This is a genomic window from Pseudomonas psychrophila (assembly GCF_001043005.1).
Lineage (GTDB): Bacteria > Pseudomonadota > Gammaproteobacteria > Pseudomonadales > Pseudomonadaceae > Aquipseudomonas > Aquipseudomonas psychrophila.
Genome location: NZ_JYKZ01000009.1, coordinates 34,501 through 50,643, shown reverse-complemented (window position 1 = coordinate 50,643; position 16,143 = coordinate 34,501). Strand labels below are relative to the sequence as shown.

Below are 16,143 nucleotides of genomic sequence, written 5' to 3'. Positions count from 1 at the left end.
CCGTTATGCGATCAAGTCCTGGGGATCAGTGCAGCCCAGGCGCTGGCCTTGATAGCTGCCGTCTTGAACCCGGCGACACCATTCCAAGTTATCCAGATACCACTGCACGGTTTTGCGCAGGCCGGTCTCGAAGGTTTCTTCGGGCACCCAGCCCAGCTCGCGTTCAATTTTGCTGGCGTCGATCGCGTAGCGCTGGTCGTGGCCCGGACGATCCTTGACGAAAGTAATCAGGTCGGCGAACTGTGCAACACCCGCCGGGTGCTTCGGCGCCAACTCTTCGAGCAGGGCACAGATGCTGCGCACTACGTCGATATTGGTTTGTTCGTTATGCCCACCGATGTTGTAAGTCTCGCCAACCACACCTTCAGTCACGACTTTGAGCAAGGCACGGGCATGGTCTTCGACGAACAGCCAGTCACGCACTTGCAGGCCATTGCCATAGACCGGCAGCGGCTTACCGGCCAGGGCGTTGAGAATCACCAGCGGGATCAGCTTTTCAGGGAAGTGGAACGGGCCGTAGTTGTTCGAGCAGTTGGTCAGCAACACCGGCAAGCCGTAAGTGCGGTTCCAGGCGCGGACCAGGTGGTCGGATGCCGCTTTACTGGCCGAGTACGGCGAGCTTGGCGCGTAAGGCGTGGTCTCGGTGAACAGGTCATCGACGCCATGCAGGTCGCCATACACTTCGTCGGTCGAAATATGGTGGAAGCGAAACGCGCTTTTTTCCGGCTCTGGCAGGGTCAGCCAGTAAGCACGGGCGGCTTCGAGCAGGCTGTAGGTGCCGACGATGTTGGTCTGGATAAAGTCGGACGGGCCGTCGATGGAGCGGTCAACGTGGGACTCGGCCGCCAGGTGCATGATCGCCTGTGGCTCGAAGCGCGCAATGATTGCACTGACAGCGGCCTGGTCGACGATATCGGCCTGTACGAACTCGTAGCGGGTATCGGTGGCAATGCTTTGCAGCGATTCAAGGTTACCGGCGTAGGTCAATTTGTCGAGATTGAGGACTTCGTGCCCGGTGTTTTTGATCAGGTGACGGATCAGCGCTGAACCAATAAAGCCGGCGCCGCCGGTGACTAAAATGCGCATGTAGTTGTTCCTTATTCCCTGAAGGCCTTTAAACATATGGCGCATAGCTTGTGGGGATGTGCCGGGTGGTGCAAGTGGGCGTGGTCAGGAATATAAAGAGATAAGTATAAATCCAGATTTATATCTGCTTTTTAGGCGTATTCTCATTAGCTATCGATAAAAATTCATATAATTGCCGATATTTATCGGCTATAAAGGCAGTCATCGTTGACGTGATGCCGACATGCACTCACTGTCTTCATATTTTACGCATTCCAAACCCGATGCTTTTCAGGAGTCCAGATGACCACTTTGCACAGTTCGCCGCGCGCTGACGGCTTTCACATGCCAGCCGAATGGGCTCCGCAGACCCAAACCTGGATGATCTGGCCAGAGCGTCCGGATAACTGGCGATTGGGTGGCAAGCCCGCCCAGGCGGCTCATGCAGCGGTGGCCAAGGCCATTGCGCGTTTTGAACCGGTGACCGTCGGTGCTTCGGCCGCCCAGTATGAAAATGCCCGTGCGCAACTCGATGTGCCCAATATTCGCGTGGTCGAGATGTCCAGCGACGATGCCTGGGTGCGTGACAGCGGCCCTACGTTTGTCATTAACGACAGCGGTGAAGTGCGCGGCGTAAACTGGGATTTCAACGCTTGGGGCGGGTTTGATGGCGGCTTGTACTTCCCGTGGAACCGCGATCAGCAAGTGGCCAGCAAGGTGCTGGAAATCGAACGTTGCCCGCGTTACTACACCGAAGGTTTTGTGCTCGAAGGCGGCTCGATTCACGTCGATGGCGAAGGCACGCTGATCACCACGGCTGAGTGCCTGATGAACCGCAACCGTAACCCGCATCTGTCTCGCGAAGAGATCGAAGACGTCCTGCGTGCGCAACTGGCTGTGGACAAGATCATCTGGCTGGCGGACGGCCTATTCAACGATGAAACCGACGGTCATGTGGATAACTTCTGTTGCTACGTCGCACCGGGTGAAGTGCTGCTGGCCTGGACCGACGACGAGCGCGACCCTAACTACGTGCGTTGCCACGCGGCGATGGACGTATTGGCAGCCAGCACCGACGCCAAGGGGCGTCCGTTCGTGGTGCACAAAATGCCGATTCCGGGACCGATGTATGCCACCCAGCAAGAGTGTGATGGCGTGGACAAGGTGGCGGGTAGCCAGGACCGCAACCCGTCGGAGCGTCTGGCCGGTTCTTACGTGAACTTCCTGATCGTCAACGGCGGCATCATTGCGCCGAGCTTTGACGACCCGATGGATGCGCAGGCCAAAGTGATCCTGCAAAACATCTTCCCGCAGCACGAAGTGGTGATGGTACCGGGCCGTGAATTGCTGCTGGGCGGCGGCAATATTCACTGCCTGACCCAGCAACAGCCCGCGCCGTTCAAGGCATAAACGGCGCTACCTGCGTAGCCGCTGGCGAAGGAACGAGGCTGCGTCCGAGGACGCAGTCCTCGTAAACCCGGTAATCGCGGCGTATCGGAATGACCGGTTTGCATGGTTTTACGACTGCTTCGCAGCCGGACGCAGCCTCGTTCCTACGGCAGCTGCTACGAGGGTTCACGTAAAGGGTTTAAAACTTATACGTCCCCGTCATCACCAGGCTGCGTGGTTCGCCCGGCATGATCTGCGCTGCGCTGGTGGCTGACTCATAGTAATAACGGTCAGTCAGGTTGGTCAGCGCACCGCTCACATCCCAGTCTTTTTCGCGATAGCCCGCCAACGCATCCCAGCGCCCGTAACCCGGCAATACCGTGGTGTTCATGTTGTCTGCATAACGCTGGCCTACCAGGGTCAGGCCCGTTTCGGCATACCAGCCCATTTCCGGTTTCCAGGTAATGAACAGGCTGCCATTGCGCTTGGCCACGCCGTTGATGCGCTTGCCCTCCAAACCATTGTTGTCCTTGACCACTGTTGCGTCCTGCAGGCCAATGCCGCCGCGCATATACCAGTTGCCGCCGAGTTTGCCGCTGGCCGTCAGCTCAATGCCCCGTGAACGTTGCAGGCCGGAAAGCAGGGTAATGGTCGGATTTAACGGGTCCTTGGTGCGACGGTTATAGAGCTCAAGCTCGTACACCGCCAGCGTCGTACTCAGGCGATCCCCCATCCAGTCGCTTTTCACGCCGATTTCTTTTTGCTTGGTCAGCTCCGGGCTCAGGTCATTGGTGTTGCCGGCCGCCCCCGGGGTGATGCCGATCAGGCCGCCGCCCACTGGTGAGAACGTTTTGGTCCAGGACGCGTAAAACGAGTGGTTCTCCAGCGGGGTCCAGACTACGCCCAGGCGCGGGCTGGTGCTGTGGCTTTGACGGTCTTCAGTACGGTCGGTTTTTTTCAGGTAGTTGGTGGACTCGATATCAAAGCGGTCATAGCGCAAGCCAGCCAGCACCTGCCATTGATCGTTGAAGCGAATCTGATCCTGAACATACAGGCCCTGGCTTTCGACTTCGGTATGGCTGTCGCTGAATGTGGGCATCGCTCCAGTCGTGCGCAGGTTGCGGTCGGGGTTGTACAGATCAACCGAGGGTGCGCTCAAGGCTTTGAAGAGTTTGGGGTCGCGACGCTGACTGCCGATTTCCAGACCGGTCAGCAGGCGGTGCTCAAGGCCAAAGGTGTCAAAGCCGCCTTCGATCTCGAGGTTGTTGAATATGTTGCGGGTGCTCATGTCCTGCTGCCAGCTCTGACGATCGACCCTGTTGGTGATTGGGTTGTAGCCGGTCAGGTAGGTGTTTTCGAACTCACTGTCGAGTTTGAACACGCCGAGGGTATGACGCAGTTGCCAGTTTTCGCTCAACTCATAGCTCAGGCGTGAGCGCAGGTTCTGGGTTTTGTCATCGATGTAATCGTTTTTCCCGCCGTAAGACGTGCCGCGGCTGACGTCGGCAGGGCGCCCGTTGATGCTGGGGATACCGCGATCCGGGGTGCGGTTGTAGCGGCTGTATTCGTACTGCACCAGCCAGTTCAGATCCGGGGTGATTTGCCAGCTCATCGAAGGTGCGAACAGCTGACGATTGCCGCTGACGTGATCGCGAAAGCTGTTTTTGTCTTCATTGCCCATGTTCAGGCGCAGGCTGATGGTGTCGCTCGGGTCGGTGCTGAGGTCAGCGTACAGGCTGCGCAAATCCTCACTGCCGCCTTGGGCCTGGATGCTCGACTGGCGGCCGAACTGCGGCATCTTGCTGACGCGGTTGATGATCCCGCCCTGGCTTCCGCGGCCATACAACACGGCTGCCGGGCCTTTAAGTACTTCAATGCGCTCGATGTTATGCAGGTCGCGTACGTATTGACTGTCGTCGCGAATACCGTCCAGATAAAAGTCGTTGCTGGCGTCAAAACCGCGAATACGCAAGCTGTCGAAGCGGGTATCGGCCGTGCTGCTGACGTTGGGAATCCCGCTCAATGCTTCGCCCAGGCTGTTGATCCCGTAATCGAGGACATTGCTGGTTTTGACTGAATCAATGGCCTGCGGGACATAGCGCGCAGGGGTCGATGTACGGGTGGCGGTGGTGACGTCTTTGACTCGTGGGTCATCGGCTTCTGCTTCGGTGGCACTGATCGACAGTTCAGGAAGTACGGTGGCAGCGCTGCCAAATCCGGCGTACAGCAAGGCGCACAGCCCCAGATTCAAGGGCGTTAAACGGCGGGGGGAGAGCATGGTTGAGAAGTGTCCGGGCGGTTGAGGTGAGGGTTATATTTTTAGGGTGCGAATGGTAATGGTTCTTGTTACTTTGTGTTAATAATTAACAATTACGCCGTCCCGTGAATATGTATCTTTTTGTTTCGGTTGCCTGCGGCCTCATCCCGCCCGATTTGCCCGATTCGTGAAACAGACTAAAAGCTGTATCGGCGTTTTTCCTCTCAGCACAGAAAGCTAGGCTGTCGCTCTGATTTGTTGATTGTCCGGAGCGAACCATGACCACCCCACCCGTGTTGCATTACATCTACGACCCCCTGTGCGGTTGGTGCTATGGCGCCAAGCCACTTATCGACGCTGCACGGGAAATTCTGCCGGTGGTTGCTCATGGCGGCGGGATGATGACCGGCCCACAACGCCAGCCGGTGTCAGCGCAACTGCGCGACTACGTGATGCCCCACGACCTGCGTATTGCCCAGTACACCGGGCAGCCGTTTGGCGAGGCGTACTTTGAAGGGTTGTTGCGCGACACCACTGCCGTATTTGATTCGGCGCCGCCTACCACAGCTGTGCTGGCGGCGGACCAACTGGCCGGTCGCGGACTTGAGATGCTCGGGCACTTGCAAACCGCTCACTACGTAAATGGTCGCCGAATTGCCGATCAGGACGTGTTGATGGCGGTGGCGGATGAAATGGGCCTGGAGGTCGAGGGGTTTCGTGCAGCCTTTGAAGCGGCAAGCGGCGAATTGACGCAAGCGCATTTCAAATCCAGTCGCGGGTTGTTGGCCCGTGTCGGTGGCGAAGGCTTTCCGACTGCCGTCCTGGAGCAGTCCGGTCAATACCAGGTGATCGATCTGGGGCCGTATCTGGGCAAGCCCGAGGCCTTTGCTGCCTGGCTGCGACAGCGTGATGGGGTCAGCGCTGAACACGGGGGCAACTCAGGGCCAGCCTGTGGTCTGGACGGCTGTCAGTAACAATTAATGACACTTCGGTGAAAATTTTGAAAAGTCCTGCGAATTAACAAATTTTTCACGAAATTGACACCTCGCCTTCACGGCGGCTAGGATTCCCGCCAACGCCTGTGGCGATAAGCCATACACCAACTTTGTGAAAGGCCTGTATTGAGTCGTCGTGCAGGTCTTTTTTGTTATGTGAAGCAACCACCACTCAATGTTTCAGCTTGATATCCACAGCGCGCCTTTATTCAGAAATAAGGAAAATAATATGTTGAACAAACGGATAGGTCTCCTCGCTTTGGGCGTACTCAGTGCTACCCAGGCAATGGCTAACGATCAAGCTGACGCAAAAGGTTTTGTAGAAGACAGTCACCTCAATGTACTGGCGCGTAACGCCTACATCAGCCGTGACTACAAGAATGGCCAGCAGGATAAAGCTGAATGGGGCCAAGGCTTCCTCGGCACCTTCAGCTCGGGCTTCACCCAAGGCACCGTAGGTGTGGGTGTGGATGCTTTCGGCATCTACGCACTGCGTCTGGACGGCGGCCGTGGCAAAAGCGGCGCGGGCGGTATCGACTTCTTCAAGCAAGGCGCCAGCGGCAAAGCGGCTGACGACATCGCCAAGGCTGGCGCTGCAGTGAAAGTGCGTGTGTCCAACACCGTGCTCAAATACGGCGACCAAATGCCTGCGCTGCCGGTGCTGATGTACGACAACTCGCGCCTGATGCCAGAAAGCTTCACCGGTACTTTGTTGACCTCCAAAGAGATTAACGGCCTGGAGCTGAACGTCGGTCGTTTCACCGCAGAATCGCGCAAGAGTGCTGAAGCGCGCGACAGCGGCGACCTGAAAAGCATCAACGTGTTTGGCGGTAGCTACAAGTTCACCGACAACCTGTCGGCTTCGCTGTACGGCTCCGAAATGGAAGACGAACTGCGCAAGCAATACGTGGGCGTGACCTACGCGCTGCCGCTGCAAGACAAACAGTCCCTGACGTTTGACTTCAACGGCTACCGCACTCACGTCAACGACGACTACGCGCGTGACGTGCTGAAAGTTGACGGCCAGGACAACAAGATCTGGAGCCTGGCAACCACCTACGGCTTTGGCGCACACACCGTGACCCTGGCTTACCAGAGCAGCACCGGCGAAATCGGCTACCCGTACGGCGGCTACCGCAACGCTGGCGGCGTGGGTGATGGCGGCAACACCATCCTGCTGGCCAACTCCTACTGGTCCGACTTCAACGCCAAGGACGAACGTTCGTGGCAGTTGGGTTATGGCTTCGACTTCGGCGCCGTTGGCATTCCGGGTCTGACCTACAACATCGCCTACGTGCGCGGCACCAACATCGACGACGGTTCTGACCGTGGCCGTGGTACCGAGCGCGAAATCTACAACCAGGCCAAGTACGTTGTACAAAGCGGCCCGGTCAAGGACCTGAGCGTGCGTCTGCGTGGCTCGTGGTTGCGCGTATCGAGCAACGCCAGCGACTACAACGTCGGCGGCAATGAAGTCCGTGTATTTGTTGATTACCCGATCAGCATTTTCTGATGCCACCGGCCTGTTAAACAGGCCGGACATCTGAATAAAAAAGCCCCGACTGGGGCTTTTTTTTTGCCGAGCCAGCGAAGGCCCTGCCACCGACGGGCCCAGTTCATCCGAGCCTGGTAGGGACCATTGTGGGAGCGGGCTTGCTCGCGATGCAGGCGGCGCGGTCTGTCAGGTAGACCCTATTGTCAGGGTGATCACGATTCCTGAGCGCACTCGCGCAACCAGTTCATAAACACGTGTAGCCGCTTGGGCACCGTGCCGAACGGAGGGTAAACCAGGTAATAGTCGTAGTGGCCGCACCGGCTGAAACCCCCGAAGGGCAGGACCAGTTCGCCACGATCAACCCGTTTTTGGACCAGTTGCTGGCGCCCGATGGCGATGCCCGCGTGGTTCATGGCGGCGGTTACGCAGAGGTCCGAGCGGTCGAAGGTCAGGGTGCGTTTTGGCAGTGCCGACAGTAGATTGTGTTGTTCGGCCCAGAGTGTCCACTCGGCATCATAGGCCGCATGATCCCAGGCCAGGGAGTCGTGCAAGGTGGTGCAGTTGCTCAGGTTTTGCGGGTTTTCCGTCAGGCGATGGCGTTGCGCATATTCAGGGCTGCACACCGGCGCCATCCGTTCGCGCATCAATCGCTGGCTTGCCAGTCCTGGAAATTCGCCGTTGGCGTAGTACAAGGCCAGGTCAATTTTGCGCGTGCGAAAGTCGACATTGTCATTGCCCACCCGCAGGTCCAGAGAGACCAGCGGGTAGCGCTCAATAAAGTCGGCCAGTCTGGGCACCAGCCAGCACTGTGCTACCGAAGGTCTGGCATAGAGCGCAATTGAACCGGCAATTTCTGCCTGTGATGACTGCTCAAGCGCCTCGGACAATTCCCCCATCGCACTCTGGAGAATTTCGAAAATACGCTCGCCTTCATCAGTCAGGCTTACCTGACGTGTGAGACGCTGGAACAGCTTCATGCTCAACGCGGTTTCCAGCCGACTGATGCGGTGGCTTACGGCGCTCGCGGTCAAGCACAGTTCCTGCGCCGCACGGGCAAAACTCAGATGACGAGCGGCCACCAAAAAGGTGTGGAGGTTAGCGAACTGGCTACTGTTGAGCCTGGAACTGACACGGGGCGGAAGGTTAAGCACGGCGGGTTTCCCTCAAGCCAAAGGCTGACTTCTGGCGTAATACTGCTCGCGACGCGTTGAAACCTTCGCGAGCAGGCTCGCTCCCACTGTGGGGGTCATAGCATTACGGCGTGTGGCAGGATGTGGCAACGCATGCATCTTGCCACATCCGCTTTGTGCCTGAGTCAGCCCAGCAATTCACGACCCTTGGCCAGATACGCCTCCATCTCGTCAGCAGGCACCATATTGCCGCCCGTTGCCCAGACCAGATGGGTGGCGTTGCTCATGGCCTGCGTGTCCAGCCCGATGCGGGCCAGATAACCTTGCTGGTCGGCCTGGACCCTGGCAATGCCGGGCACGCCAGCCAGCGCGGAAGGCTCAAGGCGCAGGCCTTCGCTGCGCTCCATCAGTGCCAGCAGGCTGTACATTTCTTCATCGCTGACCGTGTAAAAACCGTCCAGCAACCGCTGCATGGCCTTGCCTACAAAACCGGAAGCACGGCCTACCGCCAGGCCATCTGCGGCCGTCACGTTATCAATGCCGAAATCCTGCACGCTGACTTCGTCGTGCAGCCCGGTATAGACCCCAAGCATCATGCAGGGCGAGTGAGTCGGTTCGGCGAAGATGCAGTGCACGGCGTCACCGAAGGCCAGCTTCAAACCAAAAGCAACGCCACCGGGCGCGCCACCCACGCCGCAGGGCAAGTACACAAACAGGGGATGTTGCGCATCCACGGTGATGTGCGCCGCAGCCAATTGCTGCTTCAAACGTTCACCGGCCACCGCGTAACCCAGGAACAGGTTGACCGAGTTTTCATCGTCGACGAAATGGCAGGTCGGGTCGGACTCCGCTTGCTGGCGACCCTGGGCCACGGCCACGCTGTAATCGCTGGCGTACTCAACCACCGTTACACCGTGTGAACGCAACTTGTCTTTCTTCCACTGCCGGGCATCTGCCGACATATGCACGGTCACCTGAAAGCCCAGCGCGGCGCCCATGATGCCGATCGACATACCCAGGTTACCGGTGCTGCCCACGGCTATTTTGTACTGGCCGAAAAAGGCTCGAGCCTTATCGCTGTGCAGCAGCGCGTAGTCGTCATTCAGGGTCAACAGCCCCCCGGCCAGGGCCAGGTCTTCGGCATGCTTGAGCACTTCATAAATCCCGCCACGGGCCTTGATCGAACCCGAAATGGGCAGATGGCTGTCACGCTTGAGCCACAGCGCGCCGTTCAGGGATTGCCCGTAACGCTCGCCGAGCAACGGCTGAAGGTGTGCCATGGGCACGATGTCCGATTCGATAATGCCGGCACTGCATTCTGTTTCAGGGAAGGCGAGGCGCAGGTACGAAGCAAATCGTGACAGTCGGGCGCTGGCATCTGCGACATCTGCGCTGGTCAGCCCCACGTCGGCAATCGCTTGCCCCACTGGCGCCACGCCCGGGTTGAACCAGGTGGTCTCTTGCAGCGCAACCAGTTCGCGAATCAGTGGGTAGCTGTCACACCAGCTTTCAAGTGTTTTGCCCAAAATCATGTCGGGATCCCTTTAAACAATCAGTCTGAAAATACGGGTTAAATCAAACAAAGCGCGCCAGTAGCAGGGTCAGCCCCAGTGCGACCGACGAAGCCAGTACCGTGGCGGTGGTGAAGGTTTTCAAGGCGTCGGTCAGCGAGACGCCCAGGTACTCCTTGACCACCCAGAAGGCCGAATCGGTGACATGGGTCCATCCCATTGCTCCGGCCCCGATAGCGATACAGATGATCTCCTTGCTCACGGTCGGATGCGCGCCGAGCATGGGCAGCACCATACCTGCGGCACTGATCATAGCCACTGTTGCCGAACCGACGGCGAAGTGCATCAAACCGGCCACCAACCACGCCAGAACGATGGGGTTCATATTTAATTGGGTCAAAGACGCGGACAACGCGTTACCCACGCCACTGTCGATCAGGATGCCATTGAATGCACCACCGGCGCCGATGATCAGCAGGATGCTGGCCAGCGGAGGAAAGCTTTTTTGCGTGTAGGAGAGCAAATCGGACATGGACAAGCCGCGACGCAAACCCAGCGCCCAGTATGCAAACACCACCGCAATCGACAATGCGATCAGGGGCGTACCCAGAAAGGAAATCAAGCTGAATGCCGTGGAATCATGTGGCAGACCGGCCGCGAAACTTTTGCCGACCATCAGCAGCAATGGCAGGGCAATGGTCAGCAGGGTGATGCCAAGGCCCGGTAAATCTCGGGTTTTGCTGTCATCACAATGCTCGTTCAAAAAGGCTTCTTGTGTGTCTGGGGCTTCAGGTTTGCACACCAGTTTGACCCACAGCGGCCCGGCAATAATCGCGGTCGGCAGTGCGACGATCAGACCGTACATGATCACTTTGCCGACATCGGCGCCCAGCATCCCGGTAATCGCCATTGCGGCGGGATGGGGCGGCAACATGCAATGAACGGCCATTAACGACACGGCCAACGGCACGCCCAGGTACAGAAGATTGACTCTGGTTTCTTTGGCGACCACATAGATAAGCGGAATCAGCAGGACGAAACCCACCTCGAAAAACACCGGGATGCCGGCAATGAATCCGACCAGCATCATGGTCCATGTAGCGCGTTCTTTACCCAGGGCCCTCAACAGTGCTTGTGCAATGCGCTCCGCGCCGCCGGACTCTTCCAGCATCTTGCCCAGAATCCCGCCCAGGCCAATGATCGTTGCCAGAAACCCGAGGGTTCCGCCAACACCCGCTTCATACGACGAAGCAATTTTTGCCAGTGGCATGCCTGAACCGATCCCCACCACAAAGCTCGCAGCGGTCAGGGCCAAAAAGGCATGAACGCGGACTTTGACGATGAGAAAAACGATCAGGGCGATGGCGCAAAACAACACCAGCAATAGAGTAGGACCGCTGTGCATGGGAGATCTCCGGGAAGCGCTTTTATTGTTGAAATAAGTGATCGGAGTCACTTTGCTTCCAGCAATTAGAAGGCACCGCTCGAAGGGCTGACAAAGGATGGTTTTTCACGGGACAGGTGATGTCGGGTCATCTGTCGGAGGGCTTGAACCTGAGTGGGAACGAGCCTGCTCGCTCCCACAGTTGAAGTTACACGGGGGTCAGAAATCCCAGCGAGTGGTCAGCATAAAGTTGCGGGGTTCGCCATAAATTGCCGAGTTATAGAAGCCGATGTTGGTGTAGTAGTACTTGTCGAAAACGTTGTTGACGTTGAGCGTGGTCGACAGGTTTTCCGTGAATTGATAACGGGTCATCAGGTCCACGATCCAGTAGGGTTTTTGCGAGAAATCTTCGTACCGGTCCTTGGGGCTGTTGTACATCTCTTGCCAAGCAGTGCTCTGCCAGCGTGCGCCACCGCCCACGGAGACTTTGTTCAAATCCCCCTTGAGTTTGTAGATGGTGTAGAAACTCAGCTGGTCTTCAGGCTCAAAGGTCGAGATCTTTTTGCCGGTATCATCACGGACCACCTTGTGGGTGTATCCGCCCTGCAGGCTCCAGCCCGGGCTCAGCTCACCGGATATTTCCAGCTCGTAGCCCTTGGTTTTCGCTGAAGTGCCCTTGAAAGCGTAGTTGGGCGGGGTGGGCGACAGGTTGTTCCACGCATCGTCGGGGATGGGGCGGTTGCTTTCCTTGACTTCAAAGTACGCCAGACTGGCGTTCAGACGGCCATCGAAAAACTCGCTCTTGAGGCCGATCTCATAGTTTTCACCTTCGTCCGGATCAAGCATCTTGCTATTGCGGTCAAGGTTGTAGAACTCCTGAGGCATGAACACATCGGTGTAGCTGGCGTACGCCGTCAGGTAGTCGGTCAGGTCATAGGTGACGCCCGCGTAGGGAATCAGGCGCCCCGACTCGCGGTAAGTGTTGGTGGTGCCGGTGAGGGTGTAGTTGACCACCCGGCCGCCCAGAAAGACTTTCAAGTCATCGGTGACATTCAGGCGAGTGGTGGCGTACATGCCTGTCTGGCGCACAGTGTCGTCGCTGATTTGTGATGCGCTGCCCCAGTCAGGCTTGGCCAGGTGCCCGTCCCAGTTGAAGTAATCCACCAGGTTGGGCGTGGCGAACGTGACGTCCCAGTAACCTTTGCCTTTCCAGTTCGCGGTACTGATCGAGCCGCCCAGCACCAGCTCATGCTCGCGTCCCAGAAAATCATAGGGACCGCTGACATAAATATCGGCCGCGTCGCTGACGGTTTCGCCCTTGTAGCGCTGTGCGTTGATTTTGGCCGTGCCATCAGCGGCCGGCTGGTTGAACTGGATGGCTCCTAGTTGGGCATCGTAGCCATTGATCTTGTGGTCCAGTTGCAGCTTGCCCACCCAGCCACTGCCCAGGTCCTGTTCCAGGGTCGCGAAGACGGTGCGGGTGTATTGCTGCCAACTGCTCCAGTCGGTGGCGTTGCTGAACGAGCGTTTGGCGCTGTTGATTTCGCCTGCGTAGTTGTAGAGCGGAAAACTCCCCGACCAGGTAGAGCCCTGGGGTTTGTTGTCCTGATAATCGGCGCCCACGGTCAGCAAGGTGTCGGGTGTCACATCGACTTCGAGGATGCCGTAGAACACCGAACTCTGGTTGGAGTAGCGGTCGATATACGACTGCCTGTCTTGATAGGCCGCCACCGCTCGACCGCGGACATTGCCGGTTTCGGTCAACGGGCCGCTGAGGTCAACTTCAGTGCGGTAGTTGTCCCAGGAGCCTGCACCTGCGGTGATATGGCCGTGAAAATCGTGGGTGGGTTTTTTGCGCACCAGGTTGATGGTGCCCCCCAATGATCCCGCCCCGCTTAGCAGGCCAGAGGCGCCCTTGAGCACTTCGATGCGGTCATAGATCGCCATGTCGCTCAGGGTGTTGCCCGCCGAATAGGCAACGTTGCGCACGGCGGAGGGAATGCCGTCGTACTGGAAGTTATTGATCGAAAAACCGCGGGAGTAATAGTTGGTCCGGTCAGTGTCATAGGCCGATACGGTAATGCCGGGAGTATGGCGCATCACGTCGTCGACATTGTCGAGCGCGAAGTCATCCATGTGCTGACGGGTGATCACGCTGATCGATTGCGGCGTCTCCCGGGGTGTCAGCACCAGGCGGGTGGCCGTGGCAATGGCCCCTGGCGTATAGGAGCCGGTGCCTTCGGTCACCGTGCCCAACTGGTTGGTGATGACTTGGGTGGCCCCCAGTTGCAGCGTTTCCTGAGGGGCGCTGGCGACCAGTACGTAGCCCCCGTTGCTCTGCCGCTGTGCTTGCAGCCCACTGTTGGCGAGCAAGCGGTCCAGACCGTCCTCGACGCTGTAAGATCCTTCGAGCCCGCCAGTGTTGAAGTGTCGGGCCTGTTCCGTATCGAACGAAATCGTGACCCCTGCCTGCACCCCAAATTGGGTCAGGGCATCGCCCAGCGGTCCCGGAGCGATTTGGTAAACCGTCTGGCTTTGCGCGGATACCTGAGCGGGCATCAGTGCCAGACCGGACAGGCTGGCGAGGGACGCACCCAATACTGCCAGGCGAACAGCGCGCGTTATTTTAGGAGTGGCATTGAGGGGGAGCGGGGGCATTCGGTGATCCTTGCGTTGTCATGGCAGAAACTCGCTGCGGTCGCGGCTTATGTCATTGACGGATGAGAATCGAAATCAGCAAGGTTGAAGTTCAAACCATTTGAGCCTGAGCTTATGCCGGTTCGATGCTGGCCCAGTAACGGGTCAGATAACGAACCTTCACCGGTAAGGTTTTACTCAGGTTCTCCAGAACTGTTTCTGTGTCATCGATACGAAACGCCCCCGAGATGCGTAAGCCCTGAACCGATGTTGCGCAGCGCAGTACCCCCGGGCGATAGCGCCCCAGCTCTTCGACAAAGTCGCTCAGGCGCCAGTCGTTCACGCTCAACATGCCCTTTACCCAGGCGGATGAGGCAGCAGGCAATTGTTCGACCTCGCCGACGTCGTCGCGATTGAAAGTGACTTGTTGCCCGGCTTCCAGGCGCAAGGGCTGGTCCAGGTGACTGTAGGGGCGAATTTCTACCGCCGATTGCTCAACGCCAACCCGTGTTTGCCCGGGCAGCTGACGCACGCTGAAACGGGTGCCGAGGGCGCGCACGCGGCCGTCTTCGGTGTGCACGATAAAGGGACGCTGGTCAGGGTCTTTTGCGGTCTGAACCAGAATTTCGCCACGGTGCAGGCGGATCATTCTCTGTTTTGAATCAAAGAGGATATCCAGCGCCGTGTCGCTGTTGAGTTCCAGTTGTGAGCCATCGTCCAGGCGCAACGAGCGCCTTTCCCGCAGGCCGGTGCGGTGTTCAGCGAGCATCGAGCGATAAGGGGCGTGTTCCACCGTCAGCCATGTACCACTGCTGACGGCCAGCAGCATGCCAAGCATTTTCAATACATCCCGGCGTTGAGCTTTTGCAGCATCCAGGCTGGAGAGGGCGGCTTTTGGCGGGATCTTGGCCCACTGGCTTTGCAGCTTTTCGACCCGTGCCCAGGCCGCAGCGTGCTGTGGGCAAGACTTTACCCATGCCTGCCAGGCTCGGGTTCGTGCCGCGCTGACGGTGCCGTCATTGAGCTGTACGTACCAGGTGGCTGCGGCTTCAAGCGTCTTGAAGTCAGGGGAGGAGGCCATCAATGCTCGACCAGCATCAGACAGCGGGTCATGGCGCGAATCAAATGGTTTTTGATCGTGGTGACCGACACGCCGAAACGTTCGGCCGCGGCAACGTAGCTCAACCCTTCGAGTTGAACCGCCAGGAAAATTTCCCGCGTTCTGCTCCCTAGCTCATCGAGCATGCCGTCGATCGATATCAGGGTTTCGATGATCGACAGGCGCACCTCTGGCGAAACATCCACGGGCTCCGGCCTCAGGGCCAAAGCCTGCAAGTAAGCCTGCTCAATGGTGCGGCGGCGAACCTTGTCAATCAACAGCGAGCGGGCAATAGCACTCAGATAACCTCGCGGCTCGCGGATTGGAGCGTCGTGGCGGGCTGTCATGACCCGCAAGAACGTGTCCTGAGCCAGGTCGCAAGCATCCGCCGTATTGCCCAGCCGGGCTCGTAACCAGCCCTTTAGCCAACCGTTGTGTTCGCTGTACAACCGATGAAGCACTGAAGGGTCGAGCGCCGACATAATAATGTCACCAAGGTGTAATTGGTAATCAGTCGCATTATTGTGATGGCAGAGTGTTTATGCAAGGGGGTTTTCTGTGATGGATGACGACGAACTGCCCCAGGCCAAGGATGTTGATGCTTATCATGTCGGTGGGATTTGGGCCGTGGTTAACTTCGATTTGACTCCCTATCTTGGGAAGTCGGTTCGATTCAACGCGTCATTACCTGAAAACCTGTTGCTGCGCATTGATGAACGAGTCAGCAAGGATCACCGCTACGCATCGCGTTCGGGTTTTCTGGCCACAGCCGCATTGCGCGAGCTGAGTGTTCAGGGCTTTTGATCGTGGGAAAACGCTCTTTGTGAGCCTCCCAAACCCCGGAAACAAAAAAGGCCCACCTTGCGGTGAGCCTCTTTCGGTGTTGCGTATGGTGCCGGCACCAAGAGTCGAACTCGGGACCTACTGATTACAAGTCAGTTGCTCTACCAACTGAGCTATACCGGCGTTATGGGCGACGAGTATACCCGGATGTTTGAGCTTGTAAACCCCTGATAACAGACTATTTTCACGATTCGCGCCGTGGCTCGCTGAAGTACTGGTGCAAGTGCTAGACGGTGACCCGAACTTTCGCTGAATTGGCCAGCCGTTCGGCGACATCCTGTCGGACCTGGGCCCGGCAAGCTCGCTCCTACAGAAGCGTGATGGGCCCCAAAAAAGCA

General features: G+C 57.9%; 11 protein-coding genes, 1 tRNA gene and 1 pseudogene. 4 read left to right on the top strand and 9 right to left on the bottom strand.

Translation table 11 applies throughout. The features are described from left to right. Nucleotides 1-3 precede the first annotated feature (3 nt). Nucleotides 4-1,086: a dTDP-glucose 4,6-dehydratase gene (gene rfbB, locus TU76_RS18040; protein WP_019824751.1), complete on the bottom strand. Its 1,083-nt coding sequence runs from the start codon at nt 1,084-1,086 to the stop codon at nt 4-6. A 282-nt stretch (nt 1,087-1,368) separates the two neighbouring features. On the opposite strand from rfbB, the gene aguA reads away from it, so the two are divergent. Next, nucleotides 1,369-2,475, top strand: a complete 1,107-nt coding sequence (gene aguA / locus TU76_RS18035; protein WP_048352250.1) for an agmatine deiminase — start codon at nt 1,369-1,371, stop codon at nt 2,473-2,475. Nucleotides 2,476-2,653: 178 nt separating this feature from the next. On the opposite strand, the gene TU76_RS18030 is transcribed toward aguA, so the two are convergent. After that, nucleotides 2,654-4,732 (bottom strand): TonB-dependent receptor, encoded by a 2,079-nt coding sequence (locus tag TU76_RS18030; RefSeq protein ID WP_048352249.1) that lies wholly within the window; start codon nt 4,730-4,732, stop codon nt 2,654-2,656. 257 nt (nt 4,733-4,989) lie between these two features. On the opposite strand from TU76_RS18030, the gene TU76_RS18025 reads away from it, so the two are divergent. Together TU76_RS18025 and TU76_RS18020 are read left to right on the top strand one after the other, a co-directional pair. Next, nucleotides 4,990-5,685, top strand: a complete 696-nt coding sequence (locus TU76_RS18025; RefSeq protein WP_048352248.1) for a DsbA family protein — start codon at nt 4,990-4,992, stop codon at nt 5,683-5,685. A gap of 250 nt (nt 5,686-5,935) precedes the next feature. Further along, the gene (locus TU76_RS18020) at nt 5,936-7,219 is read left to right on the top strand and encodes an OprD family porin (protein ID WP_019824757.1); all 1,284 of its coding nucleotides are present in this window, start codon (nt 5,936-5,938) and stop codon (nt 7,217-7,219) included. A 194-nt stretch (nt 7,220-7,413) separates the two neighbouring features. Here the strand turns inward: TU76_RS18020 and dsdC are convergent, their stop codons facing one another. From dsdC to TU76_RS17990, 6 genes are all read right to left on the bottom strand, one after another. Continuing rightward, nucleotides 7,414-8,352, bottom strand: a complete 939-nt coding sequence (gene dsdC / locus TU76_RS18015; protein WP_019824758.1) for a DNA-binding transcriptional regulator DsdC — start codon at nt 8,350-8,352, stop codon at nt 7,414-7,416. 164 nt (nt 8,353-8,516) lie between these two features. Further along, on the bottom strand, nt 8,517-9,863 hold the full coding sequence (gene dsdA / locus TU76_RS18010; protein WP_048352247.1) for a D-serine ammonia-lyase: 1,347 nt from the start codon (nt 9,861-9,863) through the stop codon (nt 8,517-8,519). A 43-nt stretch (nt 9,864-9,906) separates the two neighbouring features. Further along, the gene (locus TU76_RS18005) at nt 9,907-11,247 is read right to left on the bottom strand and encodes a GntT/GntP/DsdX family permease (protein WP_048352246.1); all 1,341 of its coding nucleotides are present in this window, start codon (nt 11,245-11,247) and stop codon (nt 9,907-9,909) included. Nucleotides 11,248-11,445: 198 nt separating this feature from the next. After that, complete coding sequence (locus TU76_RS18000; RefSeq protein WP_048352245.1) at nt 11,446-13,884, bottom strand: TonB-dependent siderophore receptor; 2,439 nt, start codon at nt 13,882-13,884, stop codon at nt 11,446-11,448. Between the two features lie 112 nt (nt 13,885-13,996). After that, a complete protein-coding gene (locus TU76_RS17995; RefSeq protein WP_046810324.1) occupies nt 13,997-14,944 on the bottom strand; it encodes a FecR domain-containing protein in 948 nt (315 codons plus the stop codon). After that, nucleotides 14,944-15,444, bottom strand: a complete 501-nt coding sequence (locus tag TU76_RS17990) for a sigma-70 family RNA polymerase sigma factor (RefSeq protein WP_019824768.1) — start codon at nt 15,442-15,444, stop codon at nt 14,944-14,946. The genes TU76_RS17995 and TU76_RS17990 overlap by 1 nt, the downstream gene beginning before the upstream one ends. A gap of 76 nt (nt 15,445-15,520) precedes the next feature. Here TU76_RS17990 and TU76_RS17985 point away from each other — a divergent pair. Beyond that, nucleotides 15,521-15,766, top strand: a pseudogene (locus tag TU76_RS17985) (type II toxin-antitoxin system HicB family antitoxin); the annotation flags it as partial. An 86-nt stretch (nt 15,767-15,852) separates the two neighbouring features. Here TU76_RS17985 and TU76_RS17980 read toward each other — a convergent pair. Then, nucleotides 15,853-15,928, bottom strand: a tRNA-Thr gene (locus tag TU76_RS17980). Nucleotides 15,929-16,143: the final 215 nt, after the last annotated feature.

Coding starts and splice junctions, on each gene's coding strand:
- rfbB (WP_019824751.1), bottom strand. CDS start 1,086: ATGCGCATTTTAGTCACCGGCGGCGCCGGCTTTATTGGTTCAGCGCTG.
- TU76_RS18020 (WP_019824757.1), top strand. CDS start 5,936: ATGTTGAACAAACGGATAGGTCTCCTCGCTTTGGGCGTACTCAGTGCT.
- dsdA (WP_048352247.1), bottom strand. CDS start 9,863: ATGATTTTGGGCAAAACACTTGAAAGCTGGTGTGACAGCTACCCACTG.
- TU76_RS17995 (WP_046810324.1), bottom strand. CDS start 14,944: ATGGCCTCCTCCCCTGACTTCAAGACGCTTGAAGCCGCAGCCACCTGG.
- TU76_RS18030 (WP_048352249.1), bottom strand. CDS start 4,732: ATGCTCTCCCCCCGCCGTTTAACGCCCTTGAATCTGGGGCTGTGCGCC.
- TU76_RS18005 (WP_048352246.1), bottom strand. CDS start 11,247: ATGCACAGCGGTCCTACTCTATTGCTGGTGTTGTTTTGCGCCATCGCC.
- TU76_RS17990 (WP_019824768.1), bottom strand. CDS start 15,444: ATGTCGGCGCTCGACCCTTCAGTGCTTCATCGGTTGTACAGCGAACAC.
- TU76_RS18000 (WP_048352245.1), bottom strand. CDS start 13,884: ATGCCCCCGCTCCCCCTCAATGCCACTCCTAAAATAACGCGCGCTGTT.
- aguA (WP_048352250.1), top strand. CDS start 1,369: ATGACCACTTTGCACAGTTCGCCGCGCGCTGACGGCTTTCACATGCCA.
- TU76_RS18025 (WP_048352248.1), top strand. CDS start 4,990: ATGACCACCCCACCCGTGTTGCATTACATCTACGACCCCCTGTGCGGT.